18 protein-coding genes and 1 tRNA gene are annotated in these 15,412 nt (G+C 66.9%); 7 read left to right on the top strand and 12 right to left on the bottom strand.

The features are described 5' to 3' along the window. Positions 1-2 precede the first annotated feature (2 nt). Positions 3-659: a DUF47 domain-containing protein gene (locus ACWIDZ_RS02195; protein ID WP_346486492.1), complete on the bottom strand. Its 657-nt coding sequence runs from the start codon at positions 657-659 to the stop codon at positions 3-5. A gap of 191 nt (positions 660-850) precedes the next feature. Between ACWIDZ_RS02195 and ACWIDZ_RS02200 the strand changes: the two genes are divergently transcribed. Then, the gene (locus ACWIDZ_RS02200) at positions 851-2,029 is read left to right on the top strand and encodes an aspartyl/asparaginyl beta-hydroxylase domain-containing protein (RefSeq protein ID WP_453988428.1); all 1,179 of its coding nucleotides are present in this window, start codon (positions 851-853) and stop codon (positions 2,027-2,029) included. Here ACWIDZ_RS02200 and ACWIDZ_RS02205 read toward each other — a convergent pair. Then, positions 2,011-2,397 (bottom strand): winged helix-turn-helix transcriptional regulator, encoded by a 387-nt coding sequence (locus ACWIDZ_RS02205; protein ID WP_453988427.1) that lies wholly within the window; start codon positions 2,395-2,397, stop codon positions 2,011-2,013. The genes ACWIDZ_RS02200 and ACWIDZ_RS02205 overlap by 19 nt on opposite strands. Positions 2,398-2,487: 90 nt before the next feature. Here ACWIDZ_RS02205 and ACWIDZ_RS02210 point away from each other — a divergent pair, with 90 nt between their 5' ends. Next, complete coding sequence (locus ACWIDZ_RS02210; protein WP_453988426.1) at positions 2,488-3,099, top strand: NAD(P)-dependent oxidoreductase; 612 nt, start codon at positions 2,488-2,490, stop codon at positions 3,097-3,099. A gap of 95 nt (positions 3,100-3,194) precedes the next feature. Here ACWIDZ_RS02210 and rplA read toward each other — a convergent pair whose 3' ends face one another. The 6 genes from rplA to ACWIDZ_RS02240 all read right to left on the bottom strand — a co-directional run bounded on the left by rplA (position 3,195) and on the right by ACWIDZ_RS02240 (position 6,465). After that, entirely contained in the window at positions 3,195-3,884 is a 690-nt protein-coding gene (gene rplA, locus ACWIDZ_RS02215; protein WP_312219154.1) for a 50S ribosomal protein L1, read from the bottom strand. 3 nt (positions 3,885-3,887) lie between these two features. Further along, the gene (gene rplK, locus ACWIDZ_RS02220) at positions 3,888-4,319 is read right to left on the bottom strand and encodes a 50S ribosomal protein L11 (protein ID WP_312219155.1); all 432 of its coding nucleotides are present in this window, start codon (positions 4,317-4,319) and stop codon (positions 3,888-3,890) included. Between the two features lie 442 nt (positions 4,320-4,761). Further along, complete coding sequence (gene nusG, locus ACWIDZ_RS02225; RefSeq protein ID WP_003168512.1) at positions 4,762-5,337, bottom strand: transcription termination/antitermination protein NusG; 576 nt, start codon at positions 5,335-5,337, stop codon at positions 4,762-4,764. A 13-nt stretch (positions 5,338-5,350) separates the two neighbouring features. Beyond that, entirely contained in the window at positions 5,351-5,650 is a 300-nt protein-coding gene (gene secE, locus ACWIDZ_RS02230) for a preprotein translocase subunit SecE (protein ID WP_291774119.1), read from the bottom strand. 70 nt (positions 5,651-5,720) lie between these two features. Further along, a tRNA-Trp gene (locus ACWIDZ_RS02235) sits at positions 5,721-5,796 on the bottom strand. Positions 5,797-5,934: 138 nt separating this feature from the next. Further along, a complete protein-coding gene (locus ACWIDZ_RS02240) occupies positions 5,935-6,465 on the bottom strand; it encodes a pyridoxamine 5'-phosphate oxidase family protein (protein ID WP_312219156.1) in 531 nt (176 codons plus the stop codon). 115 nt (positions 6,466-6,580) lie between these two features. Between ACWIDZ_RS02240 and ACWIDZ_RS02245 the strand changes: the two genes are divergently transcribed. Together ACWIDZ_RS02245 and ACWIDZ_RS02250 are read left to right on the top strand one after the other, a co-directional pair. Then, positions 6,581-7,006: a hypothetical protein gene (locus tag ACWIDZ_RS02245; RefSeq protein ID WP_343829478.1), complete on the top strand. Its 426-nt coding sequence runs from the start codon at positions 6,581-6,583 to the stop codon at positions 7,004-7,006. Positions 7,007-7,065: 59 nt separating this feature from the next. Continuing rightward, positions 7,066-7,806, top strand: a complete 741-nt coding sequence (locus tag ACWIDZ_RS02250; RefSeq protein ID WP_453988424.1) for a helix-turn-helix domain-containing protein — start codon at positions 7,066-7,068, stop codon at positions 7,804-7,806. Between the two features lie 64 nt (positions 7,807-7,870). Here ACWIDZ_RS02250 and ACWIDZ_RS02255 read toward each other — a convergent pair whose 3' ends face one another. Beyond that, a complete protein-coding gene (locus ACWIDZ_RS02255) occupies positions 7,871-8,524 on the bottom strand; it encodes an OmpW/AlkL family protein (RefSeq protein WP_453988423.1) in 654 nt (217 codons plus the stop codon). A 55-nt stretch (positions 8,525-8,579) separates the two neighbouring features. Between ACWIDZ_RS02255 and ACWIDZ_RS02260 the strand changes: the two genes are divergently transcribed. Next, positions 8,580-8,714 (top strand): hypothetical protein, encoded by a 135-nt coding sequence (locus ACWIDZ_RS02260; protein ID WP_453988421.1) that lies wholly within the window; start codon positions 8,580-8,582, stop codon positions 8,712-8,714. Between the two features lie 132 nt (positions 8,715-8,846). Here the strand turns inward: ACWIDZ_RS02260 and cydX are convergent, their stop codons facing one another. The 3 genes from cydX to ACWIDZ_RS02275 are packed head-to-tail and all read right to left on the bottom strand — an operon-like array spanning position 8,847 to position 11,728. Continuing rightward, positions 8,847-8,966 carry a cytochrome bd-I oxidase subunit CydX gene (gene cydX / locus ACWIDZ_RS02265; protein WP_024355286.1) on the bottom strand — a complete coding sequence of 40 codons (120 nt, stop codon included), beginning with the start codon at positions 8,964-8,966 and terminating at the stop codon, positions 8,847-8,849. Positions 8,967-8,988: 22 nt separating this feature from the next. Continuing rightward, on the bottom strand, positions 8,989-10,137 hold the full coding sequence (cydB, locus tag ACWIDZ_RS02270) for a cytochrome d ubiquinol oxidase subunit II (RefSeq protein ID WP_453988420.1): 1,149 nt from the start codon (positions 10,135-10,137) through the stop codon (positions 8,989-8,991). A gap of 25 nt (positions 10,138-10,162) precedes the next feature. Further along, positions 10,163-11,728 (bottom strand): cytochrome ubiquinol oxidase subunit I, encoded by a 1,566-nt coding sequence (locus ACWIDZ_RS02275; protein WP_453988719.1) that lies wholly within the window; start codon positions 11,726-11,728, stop codon positions 10,163-10,165. A gap of 238 nt (positions 11,729-11,966) precedes the next feature. Here ACWIDZ_RS02275 and cydD point away from each other — a divergent pair, with 238 nt between their 5' ends. Together cydD and ACWIDZ_RS02285 are read left to right on the top strand one after the other, a co-directional pair. After that, positions 11,967-13,613: a thiol reductant ABC exporter subunit CydD gene (gene cydD / locus ACWIDZ_RS02280; protein ID WP_453988419.1), complete on the top strand. Its 1,647-nt coding sequence runs from the start codon at positions 11,967-11,969 to the stop codon at positions 13,611-13,613. Beyond that, positions 13,610-15,271, top strand: a complete 1,662-nt coding sequence (locus ACWIDZ_RS02285) for an amino acid ABC transporter ATP-binding/permease protein (protein ID WP_454071114.1) — start codon at positions 13,610-13,612, stop codon at positions 15,269-15,271. The genes cydD and ACWIDZ_RS02285 overlap by 4 nt, the downstream gene beginning before the upstream one ends. Positions 15,272-15,412 lie beyond the last annotated feature (141 nt).

Here is a 15,412-nt window from a genome sequence, read left to right on the forward strand (position 1 = left end):
TCCTACAGGTGCTCGACCAGAACGCCGTTGATACGGTTGGCGACGTCCTCGAACCGGTCGATCACCTTCTCCAGGTGGTCCAGCAACTGGCTGCCGATGATGAAGCCCAGGGTGTTGCCGCCCGTCATGTCGTGACGGTGCGCCTCGTACAGGGCCTTCATGCCCGCGTCATAGAGGTCGTCGCTGCGGGCTTCCAGATTGGTGATCTGCTCCGTCAGGATCGCCAGCCGCTCATGGTTCTTGCGCATGGCCGGCAGCAGGGTGAAGGCCTCCTGCGTCAGCGCCCCGCATTCGACGGCGATGTCCGCCAGCTCCTGCATCTTGGGCGAGAAGTCGCGCATCTCGTACAGGGTGACGACCTTGGCGGCCTTCTGCATCTGATCGATGGTGTCATCCAGCGAGTTCGTCAGACCCCGAATATCCGCGCGGTCGAACGGAGTGATGAAGCTGCGGCGCACGGCGAACAGCACCTCGCGCGCGATCTCATCGGCCTCTTCTTCATGGGCGACCACCTTGGCGCACCATTCGCCGGTCGCCGCCCCCCCGTTCATCATCTGACGCAGCGCGCTCGCGCCATGAACCAGAGACTGGGCATGGGCGTCGAACAGGCGGAAGAAGTTGTCTTCCTTAGGCAGCAGCGCCTGAAACCAGCTGAGCATGGGCATCTCCCGCAAGGCCGTGTCGCGCACATCGAGAACCGGACCGGGGCCCCAACTCCCGGCTTCCGACGCTCGCGTCAAGTCATCCGCATACGGATTCTCGGATTTCTCCCCTGCCCATTGACGCGGAGGTCCGCTCAGGCGCATGAAGAAAGTGTCATCTTTGTGTCTAAATAACGGCGTAAATCGTCATGACCTACCCTGCAGAGCAGGAACGCCTGCTTGTCGAAGCCGGCCAGGCTCTGGCTCGTCGCGACCCTCGCGCGGCCCTTCAACTGCTGGATCAGGCGGATCGGTTCGGCAGGACGCACAACGCCACCTTGAACCGCGCCGTCGCCTTGCGTCTGCTGGGCGACTACCACGCCTCCCTAAGCGTTCTGGACGACGCCCTGGAGATGCGTCCCTATGACTTCATGGCCTTGCTGGCCAAGGGCGCCATGCTGGAGAAGGTCAATCAGACCAAGGCGGCGGTTGAGGTGTATCGCAACGCCCTGAAAATCGCCCCGCCGCGCGCGTCCTGTCCGCCCGGCGTCGTCAGCCAGATGGATTACGCCAGCCGCCTGATCGACCGGCACGCCCAAGCCCTGGCCGACTTCATGAAGGACCGCATCGCGCCGCTGAAGGCTGAACTGGGCGAGGCCAGCCGCGAACGTTTCGAGGAAGGCCTGGAAATCTACGCCGGCCTCAAACAGCCGCCCAGGCAGCAACCGCTGCTGCTCAACTATCCGCGCCTGCCCGCCATCCCCTTCTACGACCGCACGCTGTTTCCGTGGCTGGCGCGGCTGGAAGAAGCGACTCCCGTCATCCAGGCCGAGCTGGCGACCCTGCTTGAGACGGCATTCGACGAGTTCTCGCCCTACATCGCCTATCCCAAGGGGGCGCCGGTCAATCAGTGGGGAGAGCTGAACCACTCGCGCAAGTGGAGCTCCCTCTTCTTATGGAAGGATGGGCGCCGCCAGGACGAAATCTGCGCGCGAGCCCCCCAGACGGCCGCCCTGCTGGAAAGTCTGCCCATGGCGGACCAGGAGGGCTTTTCTCCCACCGCCATGTTCTCGGCGCTTCAGCCGAAGACGCATATTCCGCCGCACACCGGCTCATCAAACGTGCGCCTGCTGACCCACCTGCCGCTGATCCTGCCGGGACCGGCCCGCTTCCGTGTGGGCAATACGGTTCGCGACTGGGAGATGGGTCGCGCCTGGGTCTTTGACGACACCATCGAGCATGAAGCCTGGAACGACGCCGACGCCATGCGCGTCATCCTGATTTTCGACGTCTGGAACCCCTATCTCGACGACGGCGAGAAACGGCTGATCACCGAGATGATGAAAGCACAGAGGGACTTCATCATGGATCAGTCGCCGCGCGCCTGATCATAGGCTAACTGGGCGACCGCCACCTCGCTCATCCGGGTCTCGGCCCAGTCGATCATCGGCCTCAGGGCCTGAACCAGTCCCTGGCCCAAGGGCGTGATCGTATAGGTCACCGATACCGGCACGCTCGGCTCGACCCGGCGCGTGACCAGGCCGTCGCGTTCGATCTGGCGCAGGGTCTGGCTCAGCATCTTTTGCGACACGCCCTCTATTCGACGCTTGAGCGCGTTGAAGCGCATCGGGCCGTCCGACAGGGTCGTCAGCAGCAGCACCGTCCACTTGTCGGCGATCCGGTCCAGCAACAGGCGGGTCGGGCAGTCGGCGGCGTAGACGTTTCCGCGCTCGCCCCCGCTGGAGGCGGTCACCATCGGGGAACCTGGTGAGAGAAAAGTGCCTTCTTGCATGATCGCTTCCTTTAACACACCTGGTTCCCATTGGTAACCACAAGGAGCATACCCATGAAAGTGACTGTCCTGGGCGCCAGCGGCCGCGTCGGATCGGAAATCGTCAAGGAACTGGCCCGACGCGGGTATCAGGTGACGGGCGTGGCCCGTCGGCCTGACCGGGTCCCTGCGGGGGCTGGCGTGACGGCGGTAGCCGGGGATGTGAACCAGCCTGCAACCCTCGCCCCGGCCCTGGTCGGCGCCGACGCCGTGGTCAGCGCCGTCATGTTCGTGGACAGCGATCCAGCCCTGCTGATCCAGGCGATCAAGGATGCAGGCGTTCCGCGCTACCTGGTGGTCGGCGGCGCCGGCAGTCTGGAAATCGCGCCGGGCCAGCGCCTCGTCGACACGCCGGACTTCCCCGAAGCCTACAAGGCCGAAGCCCTGGCGGGCGGCCGCTTCCTGAACGCCTTGCGTGTGGAGCCCGAGTTGAACTGGACCTTCCTGTCCCCTTCGGCCCTGTTCGACGGGTCGGAGCGCACCGGCGTCTTCCGGCTGGGCGGCGACGCCCTGCTGACGGATGCTCAGGGCAACAGCCGCATCTCCTTCCCCGACTACGCCATCGCCATGGCCGACGAGATCGAGACGCCCCGTCATCCGCGCGCCCGCTTCACCGTCGGCTACTGAAAGTCAGGCCTCGAAGCACGATAGGCCGCGACCAAAGAAAACGGCCCCGGAGATGTCTCTCCGGGGCCGTCGTCGTTCTTAGCCGTGAAGCCGGATCAGGCGCCCAGCGAAGCCGGGTCGATCTTGAAGCCCGGGCCCATCGTCGAGGACAGGGCGATGCGCTTCACATAGGTGCCCTTGGCGCCCGACGGCTTGGCGCGGACGAGGGCGTCCACGATGGCCTTGACGTTGGCTTCCAGGGCGTCCTGCGTGAAGGAGGCCTTGCCGATGCCGGCGTGGACGATGCCCGCCTTCTCGACGCGGAACTCAACGGCGCCGCCCTTGGCGTCCTTGACGGCCTGGGCGACGTTCGGGGTCACGGTGCCGACCTTCGGGTTCGGCATCAGGCCGCGCGGGCCCAGCACCTTACCCAGACGACCGACCAGGGCCATCATGTCCGGCGACGCGATCACGCGGTCGAAGTCCATGAAGCCGCCGGCGATCTTCTCGTACAGGTCTTCAGCGCCGACGTGCTCGGCGCCGGCCGCCTTGGCTTCATCAGCCTTGGCGTCCTTGGCGAAGACGGCGACGCGGACGTCACGGCCGGTGCCCGAGGGCAGGTTCACCACGCCGCGGACCTGTTGGTCAGCGTGACGCGGGTCGACGCCCAGGTTGACGGCGATTTCGATCGACTCGTCGAACTTGGCCTTGGCGTTGTCCTTCACCAGCTTGATGGCTTCGTTGAAGGCCAGCAGGTCTTCGGTGACACCCGTGCGGGCCTTGTGGGCTTTGGTCAGCTTAGCCATGTCTTAGCCCTCCACCACTTGAATGCCGATGGCGCGGGCCGAGCCCTCGATGATGCGCGACGCGGCGTCCAGGTCGTTCGCGTTCAGGTCCTTCATCTTCTTCTCGGCGATTTCGCGCAGTTGCGTCTGCGTGACCTTGCCGGCGAACTCGCGGCCGACGAGCTTGGAGCCCGACTTGATGCCAGCGGCCTGCTTCAGATACCAGGTCGCCGGCGGCGTCTTGGTGATGAAGGTGAACGACTTGTCCTGATAGACAGTGATGACGGTCGGAAGCGGGGTGCCCTTGGCTTCCTTCTCGGTCCGCGCGTTGAACTCCTTGCAGAAGCCCATGATGTTCACGCCGCGTTGACCCAGAGCCGGGCCGATCGGGGGCGAAGGCGTGGCCGAACCGGCCGGCACTTGCAGCTTGATATAGCCGAGAATCTTCTTGGCCATTGGTCTCTCCTATGAATGACCCGATGACGATGCGTCGGGCCGGTGAGCCGTGGTCCGGCATGGCTGCCTTCCACGGATTTGCCGCCGGGCGACTCGAAGGCCGTCCAGCGAAGGCGCGCGTTTAGCAGGAGGTGGGATGGAAGGCAAATGAGGTGCAGCCCCCTCTCCCGATGGGAGAGGGCTTGAGCCTCCAAGAGCGTCAGCGATTGGCTCAGGCGAAAGGGTGAGGGTTCGCGGCTGAGGTCGGCCGAAGGCCGCATCTGAGGTCATGCTACGGCTTACGCCGACTGAAGGTACAAGCCCCTCACCCTTTCGCGCCAGAACGATCGCTCCGCTCTCGTGCGCTCAAGCCCTCTCCCGCCGGGAGAGGGAAACACCGGTCGAAACGCAAAACGGCGGCCCGGAGGCCGCCGCTGCATACTTAGCAGAAACGTCAGGCCGATCAGGCGCTGACCTTCTCCACCTGATTGTATTCCAGGTCCACCGGGGTCGGGCGGCCGAAGATGGAGACGGCCACGCGCAGGCGGGCGTTCTCTTCGTCGACGCTTTCGACCTGACCGTCGAAGCTGGCGAACGGGCCGTCGGTGACCTTGACGTTCTCGCCGATGTCGAAGCGGATGGTGGGCTTCGGACGCTCGACGCCCTCTTCCACCTGGCCGATGATGTTCTGGACTTCACGCTCCGAGACCGGCAGCGGCTTGGTGCCGCCCGCGGCGCCCAGGAAGCCCGTGACCTTCGGCGTGTTCTTGACTAGGTGATAGGCCTCGTCGGTCATCTCCATCTTCACCAGCACATAGCCGGGGAAGAATTTGCGCTCGGCGTTGACCTTCTTGCCGCGGCGGATCTCGACGACGTCCTCGGTCGGAACCAGGATTTCGGAGAAGGCGTCTTCCAGGCCCTGTTGCTTGGCCTGGTCGCGCAACTGCTCGGCGACCTTCTTTTCGAAGTTCGAATAGGCGTGGACGATATACCACTTGTGGCGGGGGTTGGCCGCCGGCTTGGGCGCTGCATCGGTCATGTGCGCGTCTCCTTTATTGGCCAAGGCTGAGGATGATGCGGGACGCGAAGCCGAGACCCGTGTCGACGATCCAGAAGAAGGCGGCCGCGATCAGCACCATGATGAAGACCATCACCGAAGTGATCCAGGTCTCCTTGCGGCTGGGCCACACGATCTTCCGCGCCTCGGCGCGAACCTCGTTGATGAACTGCGGGATGGACGTCTTCTTCTTCGGCGCGGGCGCGTCGACGGCCACGGTCGCTGCGCCTTGCGCGGCTGCTGCGGTCTTGGTCCCCGTGGAGCGGCGGCCGCCCGGGGTCTTCGCCTTGGCCATTTGACGTCTCTTCAACCTCTGGATCCTGCTGCCCCACATGGGAAGTCCCAGGCGATCGCAACAGGGGGAATGGCAGGAGTGGAGGGACTCGAACCCCCGGCCCTCGGTTTTGGAGACCGATGCTCTACCAGCTGAGCTACACTCCTAGTGTCCCGGACAAAGATCAGCGCGCCGTGGATATTCACCCAGCGGCGCGACCCTCGCCAGAGGGGGGCGTATGCCCGAGGGCCACGGTCATTTCAAGGGCCATCTGCGCCGCAGGCGCGCGAAGTCGCGGATTTTCCTCAGAACAGACGGGCCACGGCGCTGGGCTCATAGCTCAGCCCTTTCACCAGGGCGTCGGAATCGCCGACCGAGAAGGTCTGGGCCCGACTGCGACCGTCGATCACGGCCACCGCCTCGATCTCCTCGGGAATCACCTTGACCACCGCGACGGCGTCGCCGCCCGGCGCCCAGGGGCTGATGTCGGGCGAGCGGGCGATGATCAGGTCGTTCAGCCGCTTCACCTCGTCGCCGTCCGTCACCTCCTCGGCGCGGCCGTCGATGGAGACGCCGACCGCCTCACCCTCCTGGCCCACGCCGCGCACGGCGACGCCGACACGCGGGTCGGCGGTCAGATTCTTCAGCTTCTCGCTGTCGCGGGCGGTGACGAAGTAGAGGTTCAGCCCGTCGTTCAGATAGCCCAGAGTCGCCGCCTGCGGCCGCCCGTCGGCCCGGTTGACCGCCAGAGTCATCAGCTTCTGGCTGTCCAGCAGCTTGAGAATGGCGGCCACCGCGCCGCCGTGGATCGGGGTGATGCGCGAGGTCGAGCTCATGGCGTTTCTCCAGAGGATACGAGAGCGGACGGGTCCAACAGACTGGCTTGGCAGCTTCGACGCAGCCTTGACGCAGATCAAGGCGACTGGACGCCGCTTCGGTTCCAATACTCTCATGACAGAGTCCCGCTTCGCGTCCGATACGCCTCGTCTGGAGGTGGCCCCCCTCAGCGAAGCGGAGGCGCCGGCCGCCTTCGCCCTGGCGCGTCTGTGGCGGCCCAATCTGGAGCCGGCCCAGTGGGACGCCTTCCTGTCGGCCTGGCGCGCCGCCCCGGAAAGCCGGGGCATCCTCAGCGCGCGCAATCGGCGCGGCGGCGTGCTGGGCTTCGTCAGCTGGTGGCGGCAGCCTGACCTGGAATACGGCGAAACCCTGTGGGCCGGTCCCTTCGTGGTGCGCGAAATGGGCGTGCGCCCCCTGGTGCGTCAGAGCCTGGCGGTCGAGCTGACAGCCCTCGCCCGCCAGCTGGGCGCGCGGCTGCGCTATGCCGAGGAAGCCGCTGCGCCGGACTGCGCCGCGGAACTGGCGGCTAGGACAGGCTGACCTATTCGGATTCAGCCTCTTATCGCCTAGACTGCCGCGTCATCCGGGAGACGACGTTCGTGAACACCGCTGCGGCTCAGGCCGAACTCGAAAAGGTGCGTCTGGAAGACGTCCATCCTTGCGCCAGCTGCGGCGCCCGTCCGTTGGGCGTCTGCGCGGACCTCAAGGGGCACGAGCTTCAGAGCATGGCCTGCGCCAGCGAGAGCGTCTCGGCCCAGCCGGGACAAGCTCTATTCCATGAAGGCGATCCAAACCCTTACGTCTTCAACGTGGTGGACGGGGCGGTGAAGCTGTACCGCCTGCTGCCCGACGGACGGCGCCAGATCACCGGCTTCCTGTTCCAGGGCGACTTTCTGGGTCTGGGCGGGCGCGGGGCCTCCAGCTTCACGGCCGAGGCGTTGACGCCGCTGAACGCCTGCCGTTTCCGGCGCGGCGACTTCGATCAACTGTTGAACGCTCTGCCTGCGCTGGAGCACCGACTGGTGGCCCTGGCCGGGGATGAGTTGATGGCGGCGCAGGAGCAGATCGTCCTTCTGGGCCGCAAGACGGCGCGCGAGCGGCTGGCCAGCTTCCTGACCCGCCTGTCAGAGCGCCAGGTGCAGTTGGGCGGCCCGGAGGGGCAGGTCCATCTGCCGATGACGCGGCTGGACATCGCCGACTACCTGGGCCTGACGATCGAGACGGTCAGCCGGGTCTTCACCCAGTTCAAGACCTCGGGCCTGATCCGGCTGCTGCCGGGCAATGACGTCGCCCTGCCCGACCCGGCCGCGCTGAAGGCCCTGGGCGAAGGCTCCGCCTGATCCATTCCGGCCAAAGGGATAAGGGGACGCGGCCTGACGTTCCGCGCCCCTCCCCGCATCGGCTCTAGAACTTACGGCCGACGCCGACCGACACGACCCAGGGGTCCAGGCTGACGCTGCTCTTCAGCGCGCCGCCGTTGATCCTGGCGTCCGTGTCGAACCACACCTTCTTGGCGTCCACATTCAGCGTCCACGGGCCGGAAATGTTCCAGTCGGCGCCGGCCTGCAGCGCGACGCCGAAGCCGTTGTCCAGATCGACCTCGAAGCCGTTCTTATCCTTGCCGCTGAAGAAGGCCATGTAGCTGACGCCCGCCCCGACATAGGGGCTGACCGTCGCGTTCGACGTCGGCCGGTATTGCAGCGTCACCACCGGGGGCAGAACCCATGTCTCATGCACGGCCACATCGGTCGCGCCGCCCTTGGCGCGGACCTCGTGCTGGGTGGCGCCCAGGATGGCCTCGACGGCCCAGTGGTCGGCGACAAAATAGGTGAAGCCCAGCGTCGGCATCCAGTCGTCGCCCACATCCACCTTCAGACCGCTGTCGGCCCCGGCGGCGGTGACGATGGCGTCGTCGGCCTGAGGCAGGACGCCGGTCATGCGGGCGGTGACGATCAGCGAGCCCTTGCCCACCGGCTCAGGCGCGGCGTTCTGGGCCGAGGCGGCGCCCGCGACGGCCAGCAGGCTGACGGAAGCGATCAATGCGGCTGTGGTTTTCATCGGTGCAATCCCCGACATTCGCCGGGTCGGGAGAGGGCCCGGCTTCGATGTCATCATGACCTTGCGCCTGCTCGCCTCACTCCGCCTTGATCCAGCGCAAGCTACGGATATTTATAAAAATATCTTCTTATTCCCGCTCACCCCGGCGGACGCCGGGATCCAGTGTTTTGGCTTCAAGGCGCGTCTCTGAACGGCCAGGTATCTGGCTTGCATCCTCACTGGATCCCGGCGTCCGCCGGGATGAGCGGTTGTAGGGGCCATGAAAAATCCCCTCCGGCCAGCGCCGAAGGGGATCTTTCGTCTGTCCGTCAGATGACGGGGGTCAGGGTTCCGAGTGACCCTCGTCGCCTTCATCGAACAAGCGGAACTCGTGCCACAGGCCGTTCAGGACGCCGAAGGCCACCGCCAGGCCGAGGCCCAGGATCCAAGCGAAATACCACATGGGATGATCTCCTTTCGCGGGATCAGTAGAGGTCGGGGTTGGTCTTCAGCGCCTCGGTCGTCGAGCGGCCCCACAGCACCTTGTAGACCCAGGCGGTGTAGAGCAGGACGAAGGGCAGGAAGACCGCCACCACGATCAGCATGATGAACAGGGTCGTATGGCTGGACGAGGCGTTCCACACCGTCAGGCTGGACTGGGCGTCGATCGAACTGGGCAGGATGAAGGGGAACATCGACAGGCCGACCGTCGAGATGATCCCGACCGCCGAGGCCGAGGAGCCGCCGAAGGCCAGCGCCGCCGACTTGCGCCACATGCCCAGCAGACCGATCGCGGCGCCGACGAAGCCCAGAACCGGAGCGATGATCATCCACGGATAACGACCGTAGTTGTCCATCCAGGCGCCGGGCGCAGCCTCGACCGCCGTGCGCAGCGGGTTGGAGGCGCCCGCCGTGTCGACCACGCCGGTGATGCGGAAGCCCATGTCGCCGAAGGCGACCATGGCGCCGCCGATCGCGAACAGCACCAGACTGACCACGCCGGCGACGGTGCCGATGGCGCGGGCGCGCTTCAGCACCGGTCCTTCTTCGCCCTTGATCGCCAGCCAGGCCGCGCCGTGCAGCACCAGCATGGACACCGACAGCAGGCCGCACAGCAGGGTGAAGGGGGTGAACAGACCCAGCAGGCCGCCTTCATAGAAGCTGCGCAGGTCGCTGGTCAGGCGGAAGGGCGCGCCCAGCAGGACGTTGCCGACGGCCACGCCGAACACCAGGGCCGGGACGAAGCTGCCGATGAACAGACCCCAGTCCCACATGGAGCGCCAGCGCGCCTCGGGCCGCTTCGAGCGATACTTGAACGACACGGGCCGAAGGATCAGCGCGGACAAGACCACGAACATGGCCAGGTAGAAGCCCGAGAAGCTGACGGCGTAGACCTGCGGCCAGGCGGCGAAAATCGCCGCTCCGCCGACGATGAACCAGACCTGGTTGCCTTCCCAGGTCGCGCCGATGGTGTTGATCACCATGCGGCGCTCTTCGTCCTTCTTGGCGACGAAGGGCAACAGGGCGCCGACGCCCATGTCGAACCCGTCGGTCAGGGCGAAGCCGATCAGCAGCACGCCCAACAGTCCCCACCAGATCAGGCGGAGGGTGGTGTAGTCGAGGGGAAGTTCCATCTCTCTTTTTCCTTCAACGACCGGGTCAGGCGACCGCGGGCTCGCCTTCAGCAGCGGCGTCTTCTTCGCTGGCTTCCTGTTCGGCGAACGGCCCCTTCTTGACCGCGCGCAGGATCAGGCCGACCTCGACGACGGCAAGGGCACCGTACAGCAGGGTGAAGCAGATGATCGTGGTCCACAGGTGGGCCACCGTGAGGCTGGACGCGCCCAGGAAGGTCGGCAGCACACCTTCCACGGCCCAGGGCTGACGCCCCACTTCGGCCAGCAGCCAGCCGGACTCGATAGCGATCCACGGCAGCGGTATGGCCAGGACGGCCAGGCGCAGGAACCACTTCGTCTCATGCTTGCGCAGGGTGCACAGGATGAAGGCCGTTCCGAACAGGCCGATCATCAGGAAGCCGATGCCGGCCATGAAACGGAACACCCAGAACATCAGCGGCACGTTCGGAACCGTCGACCATGCGGCCTGCTTGATCTGATCCGGCGTCGCGGCGCGCGGGTCCTCGACGTAACGCTTCAACAGCAGGCCGTAGCCCAGGTCGTTGCGGACCGTCTCGAACTGACCGCGGGCGGCCATGTCTGTCGGATCGGCCTTGACCTTTTCCAGCGCGTCATAGGCGACGACGCCGCGTTCGATGCGGTCCTCGGCGACGGCGACCAGTTCAAGGATGCCCTCGACCGGCTTGTCGATGCTGCGCGTCGAGATCAGGCCCAGAACATAGGGCACCTTGACCTCGAAGTGGGTGTGGCGGTCCTCAAGGTTCGGCAGGCCGAACAGGGTCAGACCGGCCGGGGCCTCTTCGGTGCGCCACATGGCTTCCAGAGCGGCCAGCTTCATCTTCTGGTTGTCGGTCAGGGCGTAACCCGACTCATCGCCCAGAACGACCACCGACAGCGACGACAGCAGACCAAAGGCGGCGGCCACGGTCATCGACCGCTTGGCGAAGCCCTTGTGCTTGCCCTTCAACAGATAGAAGGCCGAGATGCCCAGCACGACCACGGCGGCGCAGACGTAACCGGCCGACACGGTGTGGACGAACTTGGCCTGGGCCACCGGGTTGAAGATCACCGCCATGAAGTCGGTGATTTCCATCCGCATGGTGTCGGGGTTGAAGGCGGCGCCGACCGGATTCTGCATCCAGCCGTTGGCGATCAGGATCCACAGAGCCGACAGATTGGTGCCCAAGGCCACCATGAAGGTGACGAACAGGTGGGCGTGCGGCTTCAGCTTGTCCCAGCCGAAGAACATCAGACCGACAAAGGTCGCCTCCAGAAAGAAGGCCATCAGGCCCTCGATCGCCAGCGGCGCCCCGAAGATGTCCCCGACATAGTGGGAGTAGTAGCTCCAGTTCATGCCGAACTGAAATTCCATCGTCAGGCCGGTGGCGACGCCTAGCACGAAGTTGATGCCGAAGATCACGCCCCAGAAACGGGTGATCGTCCGCCAGATCGGCCGACGGGTCATCACATAGATGCTCTCCATGATGACCAGCATGAAGGAGAGGCCCAATGTGAGGGGCACGAACAGAAAGTGGTATAGCGCCGTCAGTGCGAACTGAAGGCGTGAAAGGTCTACGACCGCCAGGTCGATCATCGTTCCAGGCTCCTGACCGCCAGCCCCCATCGACCGGCGTTCTACTCTAACCTAAAGCCGCGTCGTTTGGCGCGCCTTGATCCTGATCAAAGCCAGAGGCAGCGACTTGAACTAGAGGGCGTTTCGCCCAAAGACCTTTCGCCACATAGGCTTTTTGCCCCATCCTCTATTGTCGTCGATCACGCTGGATGAGGGCGGATCGGACTCTTATTCTCAAAATGGCGCACCTGGAGACATGATGACGGCCCAGCCGGTCGCCCCTCAGCAGGCGAGTTCCCCGAGAATCGCAGAGACGGCTGCGCCTGCGGCCTGGCTGAAGGCCGCCCTGTCCCCCTGGCGTCGCCTGATGAACCTGGGCGGAGCCCTGGTGATCGCGGACACGGTCCCGGCCGTCGGCTTCGCCGCCGGATTGGCCCTGGCCGTCGGCGCCTTGCCGCGCGGCCTGGCCGAGGCCGTCCCCGGCCTGGTTCTGGCGGTCGCCGCCCTGATCGTACGCGCCGCGCTGAGTCAGGGCGCGGTCTTCGTCAACACCCGCGCCGCCCGCGCCGCCAAGAACGGTCTTCGTCGCCGGGCCCTGAAGGGCGCCCTCGCCGGCCGCCTGTCGGACGCAGCCGCCATGACCGCCGCCGCCGAGGGCGTCGAGGCCCTGGACGGCCAAGTCGTCCGCTTCACCCCCGCCCGCACGGCGGCGGCCGCCTCGCCCCTGATCCTGATCGTGGCCGCTGGCGTGGTCAGCCCCTTCACCGCCGGCATCCTGATCTTCACCATGCTGCCCTTCGTCCTGGGCATGGCCCTGACCGGCATGGCGGCGGGCGCCGAGAGCCGCCGTCAGTTCCTGGCGCTAGAGCGTCTGTCTGGCCTGTTTCTGGACCGGGTGCGCGCCCTGCCCGCCATCCTGTCCTTCCAGGCCGAGGCCCAACAGACCCGCGTCATCGCCCGCGCCTCGGACGATCTGGCCCGCCGCACCGGCAAGGTGCTGAAGGTCGCCTTCCTGTCCTCGGCGGTGCTGGAGTTCTTCTCGGCCCTGGCCGTGGCGCTGGTCGCCGTCTACTGCGGCTTCAACCTGCTGAAGCTGCTGCCGTTTCCGGCGCCGGACGAACTGAGCCTGGCGCAGGCCTTCTTCGTCCTGGCCCTGGCGCCCGAGGTCTATCAGCCGATGCGCCGCCTCGCCGCCGCCTATCACGACCGTCAGGCCGCCGAGTCCGCCGCGCCCAGCCTCAGCCGCCTGGAACAGATCGATGAGACGCCGCGACCTCGTGCGCCTCTTCCTTCGTCCGCGCCCGCGATGCATTTCCGCGACGTGACCATCGCCTATGACGACACGCCCGTGCTCAGCGGCTTCAACCTGACCGTCGCGCCCGGCTCCATCGTCGCCCTGACCGGCCTCAGCGGCGCGGGAAAGACCAGCCTGCTCAACCTGTTCCTGGGCCTTGCGCCCCTGTCAGGCGGCGAGGTCGAGGTCGGCGACGCGCGCCTGTCGGGCGCCCCCGACCTGACCGCCTGGATCGCTTGGGCCGGTCAGGCGCCGGTCGTGATCCGCGGAACCCTGGCCGAGAACATCGCCCTGGCTCACCGCAACGCTACGCCCGCGGAGATCGAACAGGCCGCGCGCAAGGCGGGCCTCGACGGCGCGCTGGATCGCCGGATCGACGAGCGCGGCGGCGGTCTGTCGGGGGGCGAGCGTCGCCGTCTGGGCCTGGCCCGCGCCTTCCTCAAGCCCGCGCCCCTGCTGCTGCTGGACGAACCGACCGCCAATCTGGACGCCGAGGCCGAGGCCGCCCTGCTGCCGCTCATCCGCGAGGCGGCGCGCGGACGCACGACCCTGATCGCGACCCATTCCGACGCCGTGGCCGAACTGGCCGATGTGGTGGTGCGCCTGTGAAGCCTCAGTCCTCTCCCGGCGTCGTCCGCCTCAAGGCCATGATCCGCGCCCAGGAGCGCGCCCAGTTCCCGCGCCTGCTGGCCGCCTCCGTCACAGGCGCCCTGGTCTCCGCCGGGGCCGTGGCCCTGCTGGGCGTCTCGGGCTGGTTCATCACCGCCGCCGCACTGGCCGGCGCGGCCGGACCGGCCGCAGCCCATGTGTTCAACTATCTGGTCCCCAGCGCGGTCATCCGCTTCCTGGCCATCGTCCGTACCGCCTCCCGTTATGGCGAGCGCATCACCGGGCATGAGGCGGCGCTGAAGGCGCTGGCCGCCCTGCGTCCCCAGTTGTTCGACGGCCTGGCGCGCGGCCCCACGACGCGCGCCCTGTTGCTGGCGGGCGGCGAGGCCTCGGCCCGACTGGTGCAGGATGTCGACGCCGTTCAGGATCGTTTCGTGCGCCTGTCCGCGCCGTGGAGCGCGGGCGCGGGGCTTCTGACGGGCATGGTGATGGCCTCGCTGGCCGGATGGCGCGCCGCCGTCGCGGTCGCCCTGTCGGCCTTGGTCAGCGTGGCGCTGGGCGTCGTCCTGGGCCGCCGTCTGGCCGAACCTGCGGGCCGCCGCCTGCAGGAGGCGATGGGCGACTTCAAGACCGACTTCGCCGCCATGTCCGCCGCCGCGCCCGAGCTTCAGGCCTACGGCATGAAGGACTGGGCCGTGGATCGTCTGGCCCGTCAGGGCGGCGCCGTCGAAGCCGCCGCCGAGGCCCTGGCCCGCGCTGGAGGCTGGCTGATGGCGGGGCAGACCCTGTCCATGGCGCTGGGCGTCATGGGCGCAGCGTTGGCCGCCGGTTCCGCCTCCCCCGCTTTAACCGCCCTGGCCATGCTGGCCGCCGTCGCCACGGTCGAGAGCGCGGGCAATCTGCTGAACGCCCTGCGCCAGAACGGCGCCGTCGCCGTCGCCGTTCAGCGTCTGGGCGAGTTGCTGGATGGAGAGGCGCCCATCGCGACGTCCGCCGCCGAGCCTGCCCTTCGCCTGTCGTCGGCCGATCTGCGTCTCGCCCCGCCTCAGCGCCTGGCCGTCGTGGGTCGCTCCGGCGCAGGCAAGACCACCCTGATCGAGCGGATGATGCATCTGCGCGCGCCTGTTCCGGGCGAGGTCGCCTTCGCCGATATCGACAGCGCCGCCCTGTCCTCGGGCGCGGTGCGCCCGCTATTCGCCTATGCGCCGCAACAGGCGGTTCTGATGGCCGGAACAGTGCGCGAGAATCTTCGCCTGGCCGCCCCTTCGGCCGATGACGATCAGCTCTGGGCCGTGCTCGAGGACGCCGGCCTGACCGACCGCATCCGCGCCGCGCCGGGCGGGCTGGACGCGCCTCTGGGCGAGAACGGCGCGCGGCTGTCAGGCGGCGAGCGGCGGCGGCTGGGCCTGGCCCGCGCCTATCTGCGCCCCGCGCCCTGGCTGGTGCTGGACGAACCGACCGAAGGGCTCGACGCCGCGACAGAGGCCAAGGTTCTGGACCGGCTGGCCCAGCGCCTGCAGCGCACCGGCCAGGGCCTGATCCTGGTCAGCCATCGCCCGGCCCCGTTGGCCCTGTGTGACCAGACCCTGACCGTCAGCGGCATCGCCCCGGATGGTCATGTTCAGGCACGCATCGGTCCCCTTCGCGCCGTCGCCTGAACCAGCCGACCTTTGATCTCCATCAAGGCGCGGCCACGGACGGTGAGCTCTGCTGTCGGCATAGGAGAACTGCCATGCCCTCAGAAATCATCGCTCCCGTCGCCGCCATGGGCGCCTTCTTCCTCACCTTCATGGCCGCCA

This window comes from Brevundimonas sp. NPDC055311 (genome assembly GCF_053645695.1).

What these genes read in the sequence shown, in the direction of transcription:
- cydX (WP_024355286.1), bottom strand. Translation starts at nt 8,966, where the DNA reads ATGTGGTATTTCGCTTGGATCCTGGGCCTCGGCCTGGCGGTGGCCTTC.
- ACWIDZ_RS02195 (WP_346486492.1), bottom strand. Translation starts at nt 659, where the DNA reads ATGCTCAGCTGGTTTCAGGCGCTGCTGCCTAAGGAAGACAACTTCTTC.
- ACWIDZ_RS02205 (WP_453988427.1), bottom strand. Translation starts at nt 2,397, where the DNA reads ATGGTGACCGCCTCCAGCGGGGGCGAGCGCGGAAACGTCTACGCCGCC.
- ACWIDZ_RS02245 (WP_343829478.1), top strand. Translation starts at nt 6,581, where the DNA reads ATGACAGAGTCCCGCTTCGCGTCCGATACGCCTCGTCTGGAGGTGGCC.
- cydB (WP_453988420.1), bottom strand. Translation starts at nt 10,137, where the DNA reads ATGGAACTTCCCCTCGACTACACCACCCTCCGCCTGATCTGGTGGGGA.
- rplK (WP_312219155.1), bottom strand. Translation starts at nt 4,319, where the DNA reads ATGGCCAAGAAGATTCTCGGCTATATCAAGCTGCAAGTGCCGGCCGGT.
- secE (WP_291774119.1), bottom strand. Translation starts at nt 5,650, where the DNA reads ATGGCCAAGGCGAAGACCCCGGGCGGCCGCCGCTCCACGGGGACCAAG.
- ACWIDZ_RS02260 (WP_453988421.1), top strand. Translation starts at nt 8,580, where the DNA reads ATGACCTTGCGCCTGCTCGCCTCACTCCGCCTTGATCCAGCGCAAGCT.
- nusG (WP_003168512.1), bottom strand. Translation starts at nt 5,337, where the DNA reads ATGACCGATGCAGCGCCCAAGCCGGCGGCCAACCCCCGCCACAAGTGG.
- ACWIDZ_RS02255 (WP_453988423.1), bottom strand. Translation starts at nt 8,524, where the DNA reads ATGAAAACCACAGCCGCATTGATCGCTTCCGTCAGCCTGCTGGCCGTC.
- cydD (WP_453988419.1), top strand. Translation starts at nt 11,967, where the DNA reads ATGATGACGGCCCAGCCGGTCGCCCCTCAGCAGGCGAGTTCCCCGAGA.
- ACWIDZ_RS02240 (WP_312219156.1), bottom strand. Translation starts at nt 6,465, where the DNA reads ATGAGCTCGACCTCGCGCATCACCCCGATCCACGGCGGCGCGGTGGCC.
- ACWIDZ_RS02210 (WP_453988426.1), top strand. Translation starts at nt 2,488, where the DNA reads ATGAAAGTGACTGTCCTGGGCGCCAGCGGCCGCGTCGGATCGGAAATC.
- ACWIDZ_RS02200 (WP_453988428.1), top strand. Translation starts at nt 851, where the DNA reads ATGACCTACCCTGCAGAGCAGGAACGCCTGCTTGTCGAAGCCGGCCAG.
- rplA (WP_312219154.1), bottom strand. Translation starts at nt 3,884, where the DNA reads ATGGCTAAGCTGACCAAAGCCCACAAGGCCCGCACGGGTGTCACCGAA.